22 protein-coding genes and 1 riboswitch are annotated in these 14,232 nt (G+C 56.7%); of the genes, 10 read left to right on the forward strand and 12 right to left on the reverse strand.

Going from position 1 to position 14,232, the window contains the following annotated elements; all coding sequences use genetic code 11:
- Positions 1–12 precede the first annotated feature (12 nt).
- Together ACJ8QF_RS12875 and ACJ8QF_RS12880 are read right to left on the reverse strand one after the other, a co-directional pair.
- A complete protein-coding gene (locus ACJ8QF_RS12875; protein WP_004927697.1) occupies positions 13–399 on the reverse strand; it encodes a helix-turn-helix domain-containing protein in 387 nt (128 codons plus the stop codon).
- Positions 400–844: 445 nt separating this feature from the next.
- Positions 845–1,057 carry a YccJ family protein gene (locus ACJ8QF_RS12880; protein ID WP_004927694.1) on the reverse strand — a complete coding sequence of 71 codons (213 nt, stop codon included), beginning with the start codon at positions 1,055–1,057 and terminating at the stop codon, positions 845–847.
- Positions 1,058–1,241: 184 nt separating this feature from the next.
- Between ACJ8QF_RS12880 and ACJ8QF_RS12885 the strand changes: the two genes are divergently transcribed.
- Positions 1,242–1,481 (forward strand): DUF2766 family protein, encoded by a 240-nt coding sequence (locus ACJ8QF_RS12885; protein ID WP_004927692.1) that lies wholly within the window; start codon positions 1,242–1,244, stop codon positions 1,479–1,481.
- 40 nt (positions 1,482–1,521) lie between these two features.
- On the opposite strand, the gene ACJ8QF_RS12890 is transcribed toward ACJ8QF_RS12885, so the two are convergent.
- On the reverse strand, positions 1,522–1,755 hold the full coding sequence (locus ACJ8QF_RS12890) for a YobH family protein (RefSeq protein ID WP_004927690.1): 234 nt from the start codon (positions 1,753–1,755) through the stop codon (positions 1,522–1,524).
- Positions 1,756–1,916: 161 nt separating this feature from the next.
- On the opposite strand from ACJ8QF_RS12890, the gene ACJ8QF_RS12895 reads away from it, so the two are divergent.
- Complete coding sequence (locus tag ACJ8QF_RS12895) at positions 1,917–2,075, forward strand: PhoP/PhoQ regulator MgrB (RefSeq protein WP_004927688.1); 159 nt, start codon at positions 1,917–1,919, stop codon at positions 2,073–2,075.
- Positions 2,076–2,156: 81 nt separating this feature from the next.
- A complete protein-coding gene (locus ACJ8QF_RS12900) occupies positions 2,157–2,432 on the forward strand; it encodes a YebO family protein (protein WP_033640075.1) in 276 nt (91 codons plus the stop codon).
- Positions 2,433–2,471: 39 nt separating this feature from the next.
- On the opposite strand, the gene fos is transcribed toward ACJ8QF_RS12900, so the two are convergent.
- Complete coding sequence (gene fos / locus ACJ8QF_RS12905; protein WP_049186231.1) at positions 2,472–2,879, reverse strand: fosfomycin resistance glutathione transferase; 408 nt, start codon at positions 2,877–2,879, stop codon at positions 2,472–2,474.
- Positions 2,880–3,049: 170 nt separating this feature from the next.
- Here fos and ACJ8QF_RS12910 point away from each other — a divergent pair, with 170 nt between their 5' ends.
- The 3 genes from ACJ8QF_RS12910 (at position 3,050) to ACJ8QF_RS12920 (ending at position 5,200) form a co-directional block, all read left to right on the forward strand.
- Positions 3,050–3,352: a phage protein NinX family protein gene (locus ACJ8QF_RS12910; protein WP_004927682.1), complete on the forward strand. Its 303-nt coding sequence runs from the start codon at positions 3,050–3,052 to the stop codon at positions 3,350–3,352.
- Between the two features lie 74 nt (positions 3,353–3,426).
- On the forward strand, positions 3,427–3,663 hold the full coding sequence (locus tag ACJ8QF_RS12915; RefSeq protein ID WP_004927680.1) for a DUF4060 family protein: 237 nt from the start codon (positions 3,427–3,429) through the stop codon (positions 3,661–3,663).
- Between the two features lie 175 nt (positions 3,664–3,838).
- Positions 3,839–5,200 (forward strand): amino acid permease, encoded by a 1,362-nt coding sequence (locus ACJ8QF_RS12920; RefSeq protein WP_004927677.1) that lies wholly within the window; start codon positions 3,839–3,841, stop codon positions 5,198–5,200.
- Positions 5,201–5,246: 46 nt separating this feature from the next.
- Here the strand turns inward: ACJ8QF_RS12920 and ACJ8QF_RS12925 are convergent, their stop codons facing one another.
- Positions 5,247–5,537: a hypothetical protein gene (locus ACJ8QF_RS12925; RefSeq protein WP_004927675.1), complete on the reverse strand. Its 291-nt coding sequence runs from the start codon at positions 5,535–5,537 to the stop codon at positions 5,247–5,249.
- 219 nt (positions 5,538–5,756) lie between these two features.
- Between ACJ8QF_RS12925 and ACJ8QF_RS12930 the strand changes: the two genes are divergently transcribed.
- Positions 5,757–6,791: an MBL fold metallo-hydrolase gene (locus ACJ8QF_RS12930; RefSeq protein WP_015378161.1), complete on the forward strand. Its 1,035-nt coding sequence runs from the start codon at positions 5,757–5,759 to the stop codon at positions 6,789–6,791.
- Positions 6,792–6,875: 84 nt separating this feature from the next.
- Here ACJ8QF_RS12930 and ACJ8QF_RS12935 read toward each other — a convergent pair whose 3' ends face one another.
- Positions 6,876–7,166: a hypothetical protein gene (locus tag ACJ8QF_RS12935; RefSeq protein ID WP_152733810.1), complete on the reverse strand. Its 291-nt coding sequence runs from the start codon at positions 7,164–7,166 to the stop codon at positions 6,876–6,878.
- 306 nt (positions 7,167–7,472) lie between these two features.
- Between ACJ8QF_RS12935 and ACJ8QF_RS12940 the strand changes: the two genes are divergently transcribed.
- Together ACJ8QF_RS12940 and cspE are read left to right on the forward strand one after the other, a co-directional pair.
- Positions 7,473–7,589, forward strand: coding sequence for a DUF2627 domain-containing protein (locus ACJ8QF_RS12940; RefSeq protein WP_002211058.1), 117 nt, complete (start codon positions 7,473–7,475; stop codon positions 7,587–7,589).
- A gap of 41 nt (positions 7,590–7,630) precedes the next feature.
- The gene (gene cspE / locus ACJ8QF_RS12945) at positions 7,631–7,840 is read left to right on the forward strand and encodes a transcription antiterminator/RNA stability regulator CspE (protein ID WP_002221949.1); all 210 of its coding nucleotides are present in this window, start codon (positions 7,631–7,633) and stop codon (positions 7,838–7,840) included.
- Between the two features lie 52 nt (positions 7,841–7,892).
- On the opposite strand, the gene pgeF is transcribed toward cspE, so the two are convergent.
- On the reverse strand, positions 7,893–8,609 hold the full coding sequence (gene pgeF, locus ACJ8QF_RS12950) for a peptidoglycan editing factor PgeF (protein ID WP_440484262.1): 717 nt from the start codon (positions 8,607–8,609) through the stop codon (positions 7,893–7,895).
- A gap of 161 nt (positions 8,610–8,770) precedes the next feature.
- On the opposite strand from pgeF, the gene rlmA reads away from it, so the two are divergent.
- Complete coding sequence (gene rlmA, locus ACJ8QF_RS12955; protein WP_131164785.1) at positions 8,771–9,589, forward strand: 23S rRNA (guanine(745)-N(1))-methyltransferase; 819 nt, start codon at positions 8,771–8,773, stop codon at positions 9,587–9,589.
- A gap of 62 nt (positions 9,590–9,651) precedes the next feature.
- On the opposite strand, the gene mntP is transcribed toward rlmA, so the two are convergent.
- The 5 genes from mntP to manX all read right to left on the reverse strand — a co-directional run bounded on the left by mntP (position 9,652) and on the right by manX (position 13,822).
- Entirely contained in the window at positions 9,652–10,221 is a 570-nt protein-coding gene (mntP, locus tag ACJ8QF_RS12960) for a manganese efflux pump MntP (protein WP_004927615.1), read from the reverse strand.
- An 11-nt stretch (positions 10,222–10,232) separates the two neighbouring features.
- Positions 10,233–10,416, reverse strand: a riboswitch (yybP-ykoY riboswitch).
- 218 nt (positions 10,417–10,634) lie between these two features.
- Entirely contained in the window at positions 10,635–11,093 is a 459-nt protein-coding gene (locus tag ACJ8QF_RS12965) for a DUF986 family protein (RefSeq protein ID WP_004927610.1), read from the reverse strand.
- 54 nt (positions 11,094–11,147) lie between these two features.
- A complete protein-coding gene (locus ACJ8QF_RS12970; protein ID WP_015378157.1) occupies positions 11,148–11,990 on the reverse strand; it encodes a PTS mannose transporter subunit IID in 843 nt (280 codons plus the stop codon).
- Between the two features lie 15 nt (positions 11,991–12,005).
- Positions 12,006–12,806: a PTS mannose/fructose/sorbose transporter subunit IIC gene (locus ACJ8QF_RS12975; RefSeq protein WP_015378156.1), complete on the reverse strand. Its 801-nt coding sequence runs from the start codon at positions 12,804–12,806 to the stop codon at positions 12,006–12,008.
- A gap of 56 nt (positions 12,807–12,862) precedes the next feature.
- Entirely contained in the window at positions 12,863–13,822 is a 960-nt protein-coding gene (manX, locus tag ACJ8QF_RS12980; protein WP_004927601.1) for a PTS mannose transporter subunit IIAB, read from the reverse strand.
- Positions 13,823–14,232: the final 410 nt, after the last annotated feature.

Genomic DNA, 14,232 nt, shown 5'->3' on the forward strand with positions numbered 1-14,232 from the left:
TTGCGGCGGGCTTCAGGCGGATTTTTGGTGAATGACGTGCAACGGCGGATCGATGTGCAGATCAACGCTCAAATCCTGGCGGAAATCATAGGGTGTGATATTAAAACGCTTTCTGAACATGTAGGTGAAGTGGGACTGTGAACCGAAGCCAAAGTCCAGGGCGATGTCGAAGATCGACGCTTCACTGCTGCGCAGTTGATAGACCGCGCCGGCCAGACGGCGTTCGCGAATGTATTTACCGAGCGAAATCCCTGTCGCTTCTTTGAACAGCTTCTGCATGTGCCACAGCGAGTAGCCGGAGTACTCGGCCAGCTCTTCGAGATGGATCACTCGTCCGAGGTGAGTTTCGACCCATTTGCTGAGGGCGCAGACCAACGAGAGGTGGTGTTCTTGTATCATCAGTGCGTCAGTGTGAGACCTACATAGCGGTGAAGTATACACAACTTGCCGCCGTCGACAAAAATGCCGCCGGTGACGGGGGCAATTATTCGGAAAAACCGTTTGACCGCCGCTTGTCAGCCGAAAGGAAAAACGGCTAATCTGAGACTGTCGCCGCCGCGGTGGGGGACGCAAAGAAAGCCGCAGCAAGAACCGCCAAAACAGAGTCAGCCGTAACAACTCAACGTTGATGGGGTGATCGCATGTTAATGACAGTGATTATTACTCTGGTTGTAATCGTGGGCGTCGGCGCTTTTATGGCGACGCCGGTGATGAGCATGAAGAATGCGGAAGGTGTGGGAGGTGAAGAACCGTGAGAGCAAGAAGACATGCACGCCGCTGAGCGGGGCGAGCGCTAATCGGGAAAGCCTGGGTCAGAAACCCGGGCTTTTTGTTGCGTAACCGCTCAAACGTTTTTCCGCTCGACGGTTTCCTCTCCCCAATAAAGCTGGTCGGCGGTGGTTTTGGCAAAGGCCTTTTCCAACGCCTCATCACTGCCTTCTTCCCAGATTTTCTGCGCCAACACTTCATCGTTCCCTGCCAGCTCAAAAATGGCTTCGGCGATTTCCACCGAAGTTTCACGCACTGTCGCCCAGGATTTCACATTGTGATTCGCCATAACTTTCTCCTGTTGGTTGTGGCTTGCGGGTGGTTTTTACCACCGCCATGCAGCAAGTATAGGCCAATCCGCCGCAGGCTTTTGCCCGCCGGTGCGCAGAATGGGGAAAAAGACGGGGAGTGCGGGCAATGGCGCGGACGCCATGCTATTCTGTGCGGCGTTTGAATCAAGAAGGAAATTTATTATGTCTGACATGCTGAGCAACGAGCAGGAACTGGCTTCCGATCTGGTCGCTTGCCAACTGGTCATCAAACAGATTCTGGACGTTATCGACGTGATTGCGCCGACCGAAGTGCGCGACAAGATGGCGGGTCAGCTCAAAAGCATCGATTTCTCCACGCATCCTGCCGGCGCCGATCCGGTGACCCGCCGAGCGATTGACAAGGCGATTGCGCTGATCGAGATGAAGTTTACCCGCAACTGAGGCGGGGCCGCCGCAAAGCGGCGGCGTCGGGCGGTGGCGGTTAATCCACCACCGTTTCGATTTTCTTGAACAGCGGGCAGTCGGCTACGCCGATGAAACCGTTGTCGCCATTCACGTACTGGGCGATCGCCACGTTGCGCGCCGTCAGGTATTTGCACTGCAACCCCAACCCGCCAACGTTTTTGTTGCTGCCGATCAGCACGCCGTAGCCCGAGATCAAAAAGCCGCCGTAAATGACCGCCAACACCAATACCCACTTAATCAATTTGCTCATCGTATTTCCTCGTTATCCCTGAGGGTTCATCTAGCCACGGCGCCTATGCGAGGGCAAGGGTAACAGTCTGAAAACCGGGCGATAGCCAGAAATCTAAACGGAAAGTTAAACTTCGTTTAACTTCGCTGTGATAACATGCGCGATAGATTACCAAGATAACAATGAGGCTGCTAAATTTGTTGCGAAAAAAAATCCTCGTGATAATGACGGCCGTCGCTGCCTGCCTGTTTTTCTACCTGCTGGCGCTGGACAGCTATTGCGACGATGGTGGAAATTTTGCGTTGGGCATCTGTTCGGTGACCCGCTTCGTGCCCTGGTAAGCAATTTTTGGCAGGGATGTTCGCACGGCCGCCGCGAGTGTTAAGATGGCGGCCTGAATTTCGCAGTAGATAGGGTTGTCCATGTACGATTTAGGTTTTGGCCAGAACGGCCTGTTGTCGCTGGCCCTCGCCGCCGTGGCGTTGCTGGCCGGGCTGTGGGTCTGGTTCCTGGTGAATCGCGCCAGCGTGCGCGCCAATGAGCAGATTCGCCTGCTGCAGGAGATTGCCGAGCAACAACGCCAGCAAACGGCGCTGTTGAAGCGTATGGCGCACCGCGCCGGCGCAGACGGCGCCGCTGCTGCTGACGACGATCTCAACCCCGCGCTGGATTTCAAAGGTTTCATCCCCGAACGTTGAGCATGATGCCCCGGCCGACGGCAGCGTCGCCGGGGCGCCTCAGTAAAACACCATGCCCTGATACGGCTTTTCCCGGCATGCCGCCAGGCGGCTGGCCAAATCGCCGGCATGGATCTCCAATTGATGCCCATCGGGATCGAGAAAATAGAGTGATTCGCCTTCGCTGCGATTGCTTTTCCACTCTTCGACGCCGGCCTGGCGCAACCGCTCGCTGACCTGCTCAATGTGTTCCGGCGCGACGCTGAAGGCGTAATGGGTGTAATCGCGCTCGCGTTGTTGCATGCGCGCTTCATCCAGCGACAGGCATAGCCACAACGGCCCTAACGACAGATAGGCGCCGCCTTGCCAGCGGGCGTGCGGGATAAATCCCAACAGATGCCGATAAAAATCGAAGCTGCGATCGAGATTGCTGACGGCGAGCGTCAGATGGTTAAGGCCGGTCAACATGCATGCGTACTCCGGGCGCTGAACAGGGAGAAAAGTTTACGCAGACGCTAAGGAAAGATAAAGGGCACAAAGCATTAGTAGAGATAATGTGAAAACCGGCGGCGCTGTCATAAAACTGTCGTACAGACATCGTAATGTAGCGCGAACCTTACGAAAGATGGATGAAGCCGATGATTAAATGGTACGAAGAAAGCGATGCCGAAGTGAACCGCAGCATTGCGCTGCTGACCGGAGAGAACCCGGACAAGTGGTATCCCTACGGTGGTGTGAAAGGTAAAGATTACTGCAAGAATCCCTCCGATGCCTGGCCGATCATTTGCGCCAACAAAATCAGTCTGAACCCCGACAACCAAAGCGACAGCCCGCAGTGGCAGGCGCGCATGAGCACTCAGGGCGGTGAATGGCAGGCGGACAGCGCCAGCCCGCTGCGCGCGGCGATGATCTGCTTCCTGATGAGCCGACAGGCTAACTGAGTCGAACAATACCGGTGATTGGTAAGAGTTTCTCCTTTTTCTAATAACAGAGCTGTCGTTGGCGGAGGCTGTTTATGAAGCGCATTATCAAAGGTGATAAAAACTTGTCTCATCTGGTGATTGCCCATGCGGCGATCGATCGTCATGCCGAAAGCTTCGGCCAGCGCCGTCAGGGCTGGCCCTCGACCTACCTGATAAAATATCAAAACGATCGCGTGGCGGTGGAAGTGGTCACGCGTAGCCAATCTTATGTCGCCACGCTGATGATCGGCGCGCGCAATCTGACCAAACTGTGCGGTATGCCTGGCTAAACGCTGCCGTTATCCGCTTTCTCGCGGTAAAAAAATCGCGCTCCGGCCTGCCGTCTCGGGGCGCTTCTCCTTGATGCTCACGGGGTTAAGTGTTAAAAAGCCGCCCGCAGATACATTTATTGATTGGTGAAATCTTGGCCGATAGCGGCAAGGGTATACGCCATATGAGGATAAGATGGGCGGTCAGCATCAGGATACTCCGCTAAAACGCGGTTTAAAAAACAGACACATACAGCTTATTGCCCTCGGGGGCGCCATCGGTACCGGTTTATTTCTCGGCATTGCGCAAACCATTAAAATGGCCGGCCCCGCCGTGCTGCTGGGCTACGCCATCGGCGGTTTTATCGCGTTTTTAATCATGCGCCAGCTGGGTGAAATGGTGGTGGAGGAGCCGGTCGCCGGCTCTTTCAGTCACTTTGCCTATAAATACTGGGGCGATTTCGCCGGCTTCCTTTCCGGCTGGAACTACTGGGCAATGTTCATTCTGGTCGGCATGGCGGAATTGACCGCCGTCGGCATCTACATTCAGTACTGGTGGCCGGAGATCCCCACCTGGGCCTCCGCCGCGCTGTTTTTCGTGCTGATCAACCTGATTAACCTGGTGAATGTGCGCCTGTACGGCGAAACCGAATTCTGGTTCGCCATCATCAAGGTAGTGGCGATTGTCGGCATGATCGTCTTCGGCGCCTGGCTGTTGGCCAGCGGTAACGGCGGGCCGCAGGCCAGCATCACCAATCTCTGGCAGCAGGGCGGCTTTATGCCGCACGGCTTCTCCGGGCTGGTGATGGCGATGGCGGTGATCATGTTCTCGTTCGGCGGGCTGGAGATGGTCGGCATCACCGCGGCGGAAGCCGCCGATCCGCGCCGCAGCATTCCCAAAGCCACCAATCAGGTGGTGTACCGCATCCTGATCTTCTATATCGGCTCGCTGACCGTGCTGCTTTCGCTCTATCCGTGGGGGCAAGTGGTGGAGGGCGGCAGCCCGTTCGTGCTGATCTTCCATGCGCTGAACAGCAATCTGGTGGCAACGGTGCTCAACGTAGTGGTATTGACCGCCGCGCTGTCGGTCTACAACAGCGGCGTTTATGCCAACAGCCGCATGCTGTTCGGGCTGGCCAGCCAGGGCAATGCGCCGCAGGTGCTGACGCGCGTGAATAAACGCGGCGTGCCGGTGCTGTCCATCGCGCTGTCGGCGTTGATTACTTCGATCGGCGTGCTGATCAACTACCTGATGCCCGGCAAGGCGTTTGAGCTGCTGATGGCGCTGGTGGTGTCAACATTGGTGATCAACTGGGTGATGATCTGCCTGGCGCATCTGAAGTTCCGTGCCGCCAAGAACCGCCAGGGCGTCATCCCCAGCTTTAAGGCGCTGTGGTATCCGTTCGGCAACTACCTGTGCCTGGCGTTCCTCGGCCTGATTCTGGTGATCATGTATTTCAGCGAAGGGATCCGCATTTCGGTGTTGCTGATGCCGGTATGGGTTGCGGTGCTGTGGTGCGGGTTCATGCTGACGCGCCGCAAAGGCGCCAAGCGTTAATCTGCGTGCTGCGGAGGCGTATTGCCCGCCTCCGCTTCTTTTCTCGTTAGCCGCGCGGCATAAAGGCGCGGCTCTCACCGTGACCCCGCCCCAACAGTTTCCGGCACAGCAGCAGCAGGGTGCTGATAACGTCGATGGCGACTACGCTGAGCATCAGCAGAGTCAGCATGAAGAACCCAAGCAGCGAACCGCCCAGCAGTACCAACGGTGCAGGCACGCGCAGCCGGCGCAGCTTCATGGCGAAATACATTTTCCAGTATTGCTTCTGCGCCAGCAGCGCGCTGCGAATACGACGCCCCAGGCCGATGCCTGATTTGCGGGATGTAGAACGACTCATAACTTCTCCTTTTCTGTATGCCCTACAAGTCAATCACAAAGATCTTAAGAGAGTCTTAACGGGCTCTTGGCGGCCCTGGCTTTCCACCGGAGTGAGACAACAGCATACGGCAAAAGGTCCCGAGATGCAGCGCACGGCTGACAAAGTGCGAGCTTCATCGGGTTTGTTACACTGAAAGTCATGCCCGTGCAGGGCGCTGTGGTCGGGAGAAAAGGCAGGATGAAAAGAATCAACCGTTATTACGACGCGGCCAAGGCGCATCATACGCCGGAGGGATTTCGCAACCTGGAACCTTCGCGGCGTCAGGAGGGCGATCTTCGGCGTTGGCAAGATGAACGCAAGCGGCAGGGGCTGCCCAGGCCGCCGCAGCAGGGTTATGCGCAATTTACCCAGCGCTGGTGGCAACCTGCCGATCTCAGTGGCAGCGACGACAGCGTCTGGTGGTTGGGGCATGCCTCGATGCTATTGCGATTGAGTGGCCGCTATATCCTGATCGATCCGGTATTGTCCGAACGTGCATCGCCGCTGAGCTTTTACGGCCCAAAGCGCAGAACGCCGCCGCCGTTGACGGTGGGGCAACTGCCGGCGGTGGATGTGGTGCTGATCTCCCATAACCATTATGACCACCTCGACAGGCGCACGGTGCGGCAATTGGCGCGGCGTTTCCCACAGGCCGAGTTCATCGTGCCGTTGGGGTTGAAGCGCTGGTTTCGCCGCTACCGGCTGAAGGTGCATGAACTGGACTGGTGGCAGAGCCTGTCACTGGGCGAGCTGACGGTCTACGCCACGCCGGCGCGGCACTGGAGCATGCGCACGCTGTGGGATCGCAATCGCTCGCTGTGGTGCGGGTGGGTGATCCACCATCCGGCGCTACGGTTTTATTTTTCCGGCGACAGCGGTTATTCGGAACGGCTGGCGGAGATCGGTCAACGGCTGGGGCCGTTCGACGTGGCTGCGCTGCCGATCGGCGCCTATGCGCCGCGCTGGTTTATGCAGGAGCAGCATATGGATCCGCAGCAGTCGGTGGCGCTGTATCGCGAGCTGAATCAGCCGCGAGCTATTCCCATCCATTGGGGAGTATTCGAACTGGCGGATGAATCGCTGGACGAACCGCCGCAGCAGCTGAACCTGGCCCTGAGCGAGGCGGGGTTGGAGCAGCATCAATTCCTCCCGCTGAAGATTGGCGAGCGCATCGCGTTGCAGGGCTCATCGCCTGCGTTACCTAATCACCCGGCGGCGCAGCGGGATGAATAAAGTCAATGGTTTGAAAGCGCAGCTGTAATTAGCAGAATTGATAAGTGCGGGTGGTGATTCAAATAACCCCCGTGTTTTCAGGATTTAATTCAACGTTGAACTTTCGTTATTGATAAGATTATTCCGGCTATTGAGGTTAATGACATTCGGATTATTTATGATGAAATCACAGGCAGCGGAAGATGTGCCGGCGCTTTGCATGCTTATGCATCCGTTGTGCAGGGCGGAGACGTTGCCGCCGACCCGTGCGCCGTTCTCGCCCGCGCCGTTTGGCGGCAGGGCGGAAAGCCGATGATGAATGGGCTTTCCGGCGGTAAATGGTCGGAGGAGCGATGAATAAATTGGCCCCCGTTCATCGATATTCAGATGTTGCATATCAAATTCCATAAAGATTCAAATTTTTTAACGCTATAAGCGGCAAAAAAGCGGAAATGATGAGACGCAAAGGCGTCAATACGATGAAAGTTTTGTTAAAACTCCAGCAGAATGCGGGGTCTGGCGCAGTGATTTTGGCAAGCAGAAAATAGCCGATGCTTCAACATCTTTTGGCCTATTTAAGCAAATGTTGCGCTCGACCGTTTCAAATATGTGCGACATGTCGTTCAGTGACTAAAAATGGCTTGCCATCGCATACAGAGTATGTGATAACGCATCTGGGTAAAACGAGGTACAGTTCTGTATATGTGTGGCATTTTCAGTAAAGAAGTTCTGAGTAAAGACGTTAGCGTTGAATACCGCTTCTCTGCCGATCCTTATCTTAGTGCCTCAAGCAGTAACGACTCTAGTTTGTCTATGTAACGCCCTCGGGCGGTTTAAACAATCCAAAGGAAATACTCAAGATGGCAAAGATCAAAGGTCAAGTTAAGTGGTTCAACGAGTCTAAAGGTTTCGGTTTCATCACCCCGGCTGACGGCAGCAAAGATGTGTTCGTACACTTCTCTGCAATCCAGGGTAACGGCTTCAAAACCCTGGCTGAAGGCCAGAACGTTGAGTTCGAAATCCAAGATGGCCAGAAAGGTCCATCTGCAGTAAACGTTACTGCTATCTAATCAGCGTCAGCTGTACAAAAAGCCCGCCTTCGCGCGGGCTTTTTCGTTTCCGTCATCCGGCGGCGATGATGATGCCGGCGTACTGGTTGCGGCCTTTGATCCCCGGATGCGTCGGATCCTGCGCGCGCCGGTGGCTGTTGCGGCGATAGCTGGTGTATTTGAAGCGCTGCGGCCGCTGTGGGTCGACGTCCGGCGTGCAGATGGTGCAACTGCCGGCGCGGTCAACGGCGGCGAAGCCGAGCGCCGCCAGCTTGTATTCGGCAATTGCGGCCAAATCGAGATGCCGGTAATGCGGGCTGATCAGCGTGGCGGGCAGCGGCAGGCGCTGTTTAAAACTCTCCACCAGCGCTTCATCGACTTCGTAGCAGCACGGGCCGGCGGCAGGGCCGATGGAGGCGACCCAATCGGCGGTGTCGCCGTCCTGGCGAATGCGTGCTGCCATCTGTTCCAGAATGCCGTCCAGCAGCCCGCGCCAGCCGGCGTGTACCGCAGCGATGGCGCTGCCGTCACGGCGGCTGAACAGCACCGGCAAACAGTCCGCCGTCAGTACGGTGAGCAGAATGCCGGGCTGGCGAGTATAGAAACCATCGGCCTCGCCGCATGCCTGCGCCGGCTGCAGCACATCGACGATGCGGGTGCCGTGCACCTGTTTTTTTTCCGGCAGCGTGGCGCTGTAGGGCAGCAGATGCCCGGGCAGCAGCGCGAGTTTGCTGCCGAAGCCGTGCTGAATGTGGGGCACCGCATCGAGCAGCGCGGAACGATCGCTCATAAGTTATGTTCACCTGCATGAGAAAACAGACTCTCAGTGTAGCCAGCTTTTTCCCCGCTTGGCCAGGTGTTGTTGGCGGCGAAAGCGAGCGGGGATGCGCCTTGCATCAAGCCGACGCCTTCTTTAGACTAGCCGCGCCCTGTCTTTCTGGAAGCCCATTCATGTCTTATCAATGCCCCCTGTGTCATCAACCGCTGTATTTTTCATCACAACACTGGCGTTGTGACGGCAATCATCAGTTCGATCAAGCCAAAGAAGGCTACGTCAATCTGCTGCCGGTGCAGCACAAACGATCGAAGCAGCCGGGAGACAGCGCGGAAATGATGCAGGCACGGCGCGCGTTTCTCGACGGTGGATATTATCAGCCGTTGCAAGCGCAGGTAGCCGAGTGGCTGGATTCGGCGCTGGCGGCCGATTCAGGCGCGTTATTGGACATAGGCTGCGGGGAAGGGTATTACACCGCAGCCGTGGCCGCACGGCTGGCTCAGGAGCGCAATATGGCGGTCTATGGGCTGGATGTCGCCAAGGTGGCGATCCGTTATGGCGCCAAACGTTATCCGGCGGTCTCGTTCTGCGTCGCCTCCAGTCACCGTTTGCCGTTCGCCGACGGGGCGTTGGACGCGGTCTTGCGCATTTATGCGCCTTGCAAGGCGGAGGAGCTGGCGCGGGTAGTGAAGCCGGGCGGCGTGGTGCTGACGGTTTCGCCGGGCCCGCGTCATCTGTACCAGCTGAAAGAGCAGGTGTACCAGCAGGTGCAGCTGCATGCCGAACAGGATGAACAGTTCGACGGATTCGACTGCGAGCGCAAAGAGGCGCTGGCCTATACGATGACCCTACCGGGCGCGCAGGCCGCCAATCTGCTGCAGATGACGCCGTTCGCCTGGCGCGCTACGCCGGAGGTGCAACAGCGGTTGGCGGAGGGCGGCGAGTTTGTGTGCGAGACGGATTTCGTGTTGGCGTTGTACCGACGTCGCGCTTAAGAGGCCTTGAACTCAGAAACAAAAAAACCTGCCGCGGCAGGTTTTTTTGCAGTTCGGTCGCCTCAGGCCAGGTAGCCGAGGTGCTCCAGCAGAATGTTGACGCCGATGCCGATCAACACCACGCCGCCGAGGATTTCGGCGCGTTTGCCCAGCAGCGGGCCGATAAAGCGGCCGATCATCATGCCCAACGTTGCCATGATCATGGTGGCGCAGCCGATGGCCATTGCGGTGTGCACGATGTTCACCTGCAGGAAGGCCAGACCGACGCCGATCGCCATGGCGTCCAGGCTGGTCGCGATAGCGGTGGCCACCAATATCCAGAAGCCGTGGCGTTTGACCTTCTCTTCTTCGTCGGGCCTGTTGCGCACCCCTTCGACAATCATGCGCATGCCGAGAATGAACAGCAGCGAGAAGGCGACCCAGTGATCCCATTCCATGATGTATTGGCTGGCGAACAGGCCGATGGCCCAACCGATGAGCGGGGTGATTGCTTCGACCACGCCGAAGATTAGGCCGGTGCGGATCGCTTCGCGGAAACGGGGCTGATGCAGACTGGCGCCTTTGCCGATAGAAGCGGCGAACGCATCCATGGACATGCCGAAAGCGAGAATAAGCGTTGCTGAAAGGTTCATGTGAAATAGCCTCGGCCGGGTGGCTCCATATACACGTAACCCACCCCCAACCAAACGACGGAGTTACGTGTCTATGGTCTCGCCAACCTTACCTGGCTGCCCGCACCACGTTTCATACGGCGAAACGAGTATGTTGATACGGGCGTTTCTGGCGTTTTATTCTCCAGAAACCGGCTACTCCCCAATGACGGCGCAACCATACCATATTATTTCCGGTACCGACAACTTTATTCTGGCGCGATTTTTGTTCTTAATTGAGACTCGTTTTCATTAATCTGAGTTCATGTGGGAATATAATGTAGACGCGGGTAACAATGTTGCAGAAATAATAGTCAGAAATGAAATGGCGCTGCCGATTAATTATCCACAGACAGCGCAAGGTTTGAGCGAGAATAAAATTAATTCCCCTTTATTTATTGATTATCAACGAAAAAATTGTATATCTTCTCCAGGTCATCCAGGTGCGTCACCTGAACCAACAGCCGGCGCTGCTCCAGGTCGATGGCCAGAATGCCGTCCTCCGATAAATTCATGGCTTTAATGCGGTTATATTCGACAAAAACATTGGCGAAGAAAAAACCGTGCGCTTTAAACACCATTTTGGGCGAGCGGATATAAGCAATATAGATGGCGAGCAGCGCCAAAGAAATAAGCAGATAAGTGGTTAATAGCGCGCCGTTGGCGGTGACGTTACGGTAAATCAGAATGGCGATCAGGCCGACGAAAATCAGGCTGTCGAGGCGGTTGCGGCGTTTGAGCGGCACTTTGAGCCGCGTTTTGCCTTTCAGCAGATCCATGCCGAATTCGTCGTACAGCGAATACAGCAACAGCAGGGCGATAAACAGCATCAGTACGGCGTCGGTCAGTGACATCTCTTGCTCCACACATAAAAAAGCCGGGGGTTGCCCCCCGGCCGTTTCGAACGATTACAGGCCCAGCAGGCCAATCCAATAGCCAAAGATACCGATGACGAAGAAGCCGATGATGATCCACAGCGCATTGACTTTTTTACGCAGCAGCCACATACAGGCGAAGGTCAACAGCAGCGGCACCAGGCCCGGCATCAGCTGGTCGAGGATGGTCTGCACCGTGGTGACGTTGGTATGTCCTGTCTGGTCGGTGATCTTGGACACCACCAGCGGGATATTCACGTGCGTCCACTTGTTCACCAACGCGCCCATGACAAACAGGCCGAGAATGGACGCCCCTTCCGTCAGTTTCTGCAGGAAGCCGCCGCCCATGTCGTTGACGATGTCCACCCCTTTACGGTAACCGTAGGCCACGCCGTAATAGCGGGTCAGCAGGCGCACCAGGTTGAACAGCACGAAGAACAGGATCGGTCCGAGCAGGCTGCCGCTCATGGCGATGCCCGCCCCAAGCGCGGCGAATACCGGTCGCACGGTGCCCCAGAAGATCGGGTCACCGACGCCCGCCAGCGGCCCCATCAAACCAACCTTGATGCCGTTGATTGCGGCGTCGTCGATCGGTGCGCCGTTGGCGCGTTGCTCTTCCATCGCCATGGTCACGCCGAGTACCGGTGCCGCCACGTAAGGGTGGGTGTTGAAGAACTCCAGGTGACGCTTGATCGCCTGTTTGCGATCGTCATTGTTTTCCGGATACAGGCGACGGATCACCGGCACCATCGAGAAGCAAAAACCCAGCGCCTGCATGCGTTCGAAGTTCCATGAACCCTGGAACAGGTTCGAACGCAGGAATACGCCGCGAATATCGGCCGGCGTGAGTTTCTTTTGAGCAGTTGTATCAACCATTTCTCTCACCTATTCCTAGTCGAGTTCGTTATCGAGATCGTTCGCGTTAGCCGGGCCGGCCTGGACAACCTGAGACTTGTTGTATTTCGGGCTGAGCTGGATATACAGCACGGCCATCACCACGCCGATGACGCCGAGCGCCACCAGGTTGAAGTTGGTGAAGGCGGCGGTAACGAAACCGAGATAGAAGAACGGCATCAGGTAGCCGGCGCGCATCATGTTAATCACCATCGCGTAACCGACCACCACGATCATGCCGCCGGCGATGTTCAGGCCGCTGGTGACCACTTCCGGGATCGAGTTGAGCAGGGCGTGCACCCCGGCGGTGCCCACCGAGATGGCGACGATGACCGCCGGGATGGCGATACGCATTGCCTGCAGCAGCAGGGCGCCGACATGGATCCAGCTGATGGCGCGCAGGCTGCCGCGCTCCGCCGCGCTGTCCGCTGCGTGCTGGAAGGCCACGGTGAGGGTTCGCACGATGATGGTTAACACCTGGCCGGCCGCCGCCAGCGGAATGGCCAGGGCGATACCGGCGCCGACGCTTTGCCCGCCGGCGATGACCAGGATGGTCGAGATGATGGACGCCAGGGCGGCATCCGGCGCGACCGCCGCACCGATGTTCATCCAGCCGAGGGCGATCATTTCCAGCGTACCGCCGATGATGATGCCGGTTTTCATATCGCCGAGAATGAAGCCGATCAGGGTACAGGCGACCAGCGGACGGTGGAACTGGAACTCGTCGAGGACGGAACCCATCCCGGCGATACAGGCAACGATAAATATCAGCACAATCTGAAGAGTGGTGATCTCCATTGCACTTCTCCTATGACCAAAAAAGCTCTGAGTAAAATAATCAGCGGCTGGCGCCACTAATTGAGTTTGTTAATCAGGTCCATCATTTTTAGCCGGCTGTCGGACGAGACCTTACGCACCTCCAGCTCGATACCGCGATCGTTCAGTTTCTTAAACGCTTCGATATCTTTTTCATCGACGGAAACGGCGTTGTTCACCTGGGTTTTCCCCTGGCGGAACGCCATGCCGCCGATATTGACGGATTGAATATCCACGCCGCCTTCCACCAGACGCCAGACGTCGGTCGGATTGGTAAACAGCAGCATCACGCGGTCATTGGCGTATTTGGGGTTGTTCCACACGCGGATGGCCTTCGCCACGTCCACCACGTGGGCGGTGACGCCCGGCGGGGCAACCTGGGTCAGCAGAGTTTTTCGCACATGATCGGCGGCGACTTCATCGCTGACGACGATAATGCGGCTGACGTTGGTCTCTTTGGTCCAGCGGGTGGCGACCTGGCCGTGAATCAAGCGGTCATCGATGCGCGCCAGGCCGATTTTCATGTGGTCGTTCGGCCCCAGCGGCGCCTGAGGGGCAGCGGCTTTGGCGACGGGCGCCGCGGGTTTTGCGGGTTCTTCCTGCGGTTTTTTCAGCGCTTTCACGCCTTCTCGGCCGGTTTCCAACGCCAGCGCCACCAGTTCATCGAAAGCGGGGTTGTCGTCCCGCGCCATGAAGGTTTCCACCAGCATCGGGATGTTGACCCCGGTGACGACCTCATAGTTTTCTTTGTCGACCGCAATGCGGCTGGCGGCGTTGAACGGGCTGCCGCCCCAGGTATCCACCAGGAACAGCACGCCGCCGCTGGTATCCAACCCACTGATTTTTTCGTTGTATTTGACGATTAACGTTTCGGCATTCTCACCGGGAACGAAGTCTATAAAGGCGACGTTGTCCTGCTCGCCCAATAGCATCTCCGCCGTTTTCAGCAGTTGTTCCGCTGCAGCCCCGTGTGTGCCGATGATAATAGCTATTGCCACTCGCTACCTCCTCGTTGAACTCCAGGCGCGGTTTGTGTCGTTTCTCCGCGCCGTCTTGGCAGTCACTTCCGCGGTTCAGATACATTATGGTAGAAAAAAAGAAACGCACGCCTAACATTTCTCACGCAGTATCAAATGCCTGTGCGTGATACTTCACGAACGCGAGATTTATTTTAGTGAGTGAAAAAATATTTTTTGTGACGCTGCTCCGCTATTGAATGCTCGGAGAAATCTTAGCTGTCGCAGACGATATGGCGTGGCGTCACCCTAAACCGCCGTTGAAAAAGCCGCTTTGTCCCCCAGAAAAATCCTGATACAGTAATTTCCTCTTTCATCACTAAGGAGTGAAGGGCCTCAGCCCTCCCTATGGACTGTCACCGAAGTAACTGTTTTTCCAGGTTTCACCCGCC

Source organism: Serratia sp. CY81684, from assembly GCF_052166595.1.
In the GTDB taxonomy this organism is placed as follows: Bacteria; Pseudomonadota; Gammaproteobacteria; order Enterobacterales; family Enterobacteriaceae; genus Serratia; species Serratia nematodiphila.

Bases quoted from the DNA above. Each gene is read 5' to 3' on its own strand.
- ACJ8QF_RS12940 (WP_002211058.1), top strand. From the start codon at position 7,473: ATGTGTGGCATTTTCAGTAAAGAAGTTCTGAGTAAAGACGTTAGCGTT.
- ACJ8QF_RS12935 (WP_152733810.1), bottom strand. From the start codon at position 7,166: ATGCAACATCTGAATATCGATGAACGGGGGCCAATTTATTCATCGCTC.
- ACJ8QF_RS12970 (WP_015378157.1), bottom strand. From the start codon at position 11,990: ATGGTTGATACAACTGCTCAAAAGAAACTCACGCCGGCCGATATTCGC.
- ACJ8QF_RS12920 (WP_004927677.1), top strand. From the start codon at position 3,839: ATGGGCGGTCAGCATCAGGATACTCCGCTAAAACGCGGTTTAAAAAAC.
- pgeF (WP_440484262.1), bottom strand. From the start codon at position 8,609: ATGAGCGATCGTTCCGCGCTGCTCGATGCGGTGCCCCACATTCAGCAC.
- ACJ8QF_RS12900 (WP_033640075.1), top strand. From the start codon at position 2,157: ATGTACGATTTAGGTTTTGGCCAGAACGGCCTGTTGTCGCTGGCCCTC.
- ACJ8QF_RS12895 (WP_004927688.1), top strand. From the start codon at position 1,917: ATGAGGCTGCTAAATTTGTTGCGAAAAAAAATCCTCGTGATAATGACG.
- mntP (WP_004927615.1), bottom strand. From the start codon at position 10,221: ATGAACCTTTCAGCAACGCTTATTCTCGCTTTCGGCATGTCCATGGAT.
- ACJ8QF_RS12885 (WP_004927692.1), top strand. From the start codon at position 1,242: ATGTCTGACATGCTGAGCAACGAGCAGGAACTGGCTTCCGATCTGGTC.
- ACJ8QF_RS12975 (WP_015378156.1), bottom strand. From the start codon at position 12,806: ATGGAGATCACCACTCTTCAGATTGTGCTGATATTTATCGTTGCCTGT.
- fos (WP_049186231.1), bottom strand. From the start codon at position 2,879: ATGTTGACCGGCCTTAACCATCTGACGCTCGCCGTCAGCAATCTCGAT.
- ACJ8QF_RS12910 (WP_004927682.1), top strand. From the start codon at position 3,050: ATGATTAAATGGTACGAAGAAAGCGATGCCGAAGTGAACCGCAGCATT.
- ACJ8QF_RS12930 (WP_015378161.1), top strand. From the start codon at position 5,757: ATGAAAAGAATCAACCGTTATTACGACGCGGCCAAGGCGCATCATACG.
- cspE (WP_002221949.1), top strand. From the start codon at position 7,631: ATGGCAAAGATCAAAGGTCAAGTTAAGTGGTTCAACGAGTCTAAAGGT.
- ACJ8QF_RS12880 (WP_004927694.1), bottom strand. From the start codon at position 1,057: ATGGCGAATCACAATGTGAAATCCTGGGCGACAGTGCGTGAAACTTCG.
- ACJ8QF_RS12915 (WP_004927680.1), top strand. From the start codon at position 3,427: ATGAAGCGCATTATCAAAGGTGATAAAAACTTGTCTCATCTGGTGATT.
- ACJ8QF_RS12875 (WP_004927697.1), bottom strand. From the start codon at position 399: ATGATACAAGAACACCACCTCTCGTTGGTCTGCGCCCTCAGCAAATGG.
- ACJ8QF_RS12965 (WP_004927610.1), bottom strand. From the start codon at position 11,093: ATGTCACTGACCGACGCCGTACTGATGCTGTTTATCGCCCTGCTGTTG.
- ACJ8QF_RS12925 (WP_004927675.1), bottom strand. From the start codon at position 5,537: ATGAGTCGTTCTACATCCCGCAAATCAGGCATCGGCCTGGGGCGTCGT.
- ACJ8QF_RS12890 (WP_004927690.1), bottom strand. From the start codon at position 1,755: ATGAGCAAATTGATTAAGTGGGTATTGGTGTTGGCGGTCATTTACGGC.
- rlmA (WP_131164785.1), top strand. From the start codon at position 8,771: ATGTCTTATCAATGCCCCCTGTGTCATCAACCGCTGTATTTTTCATCA.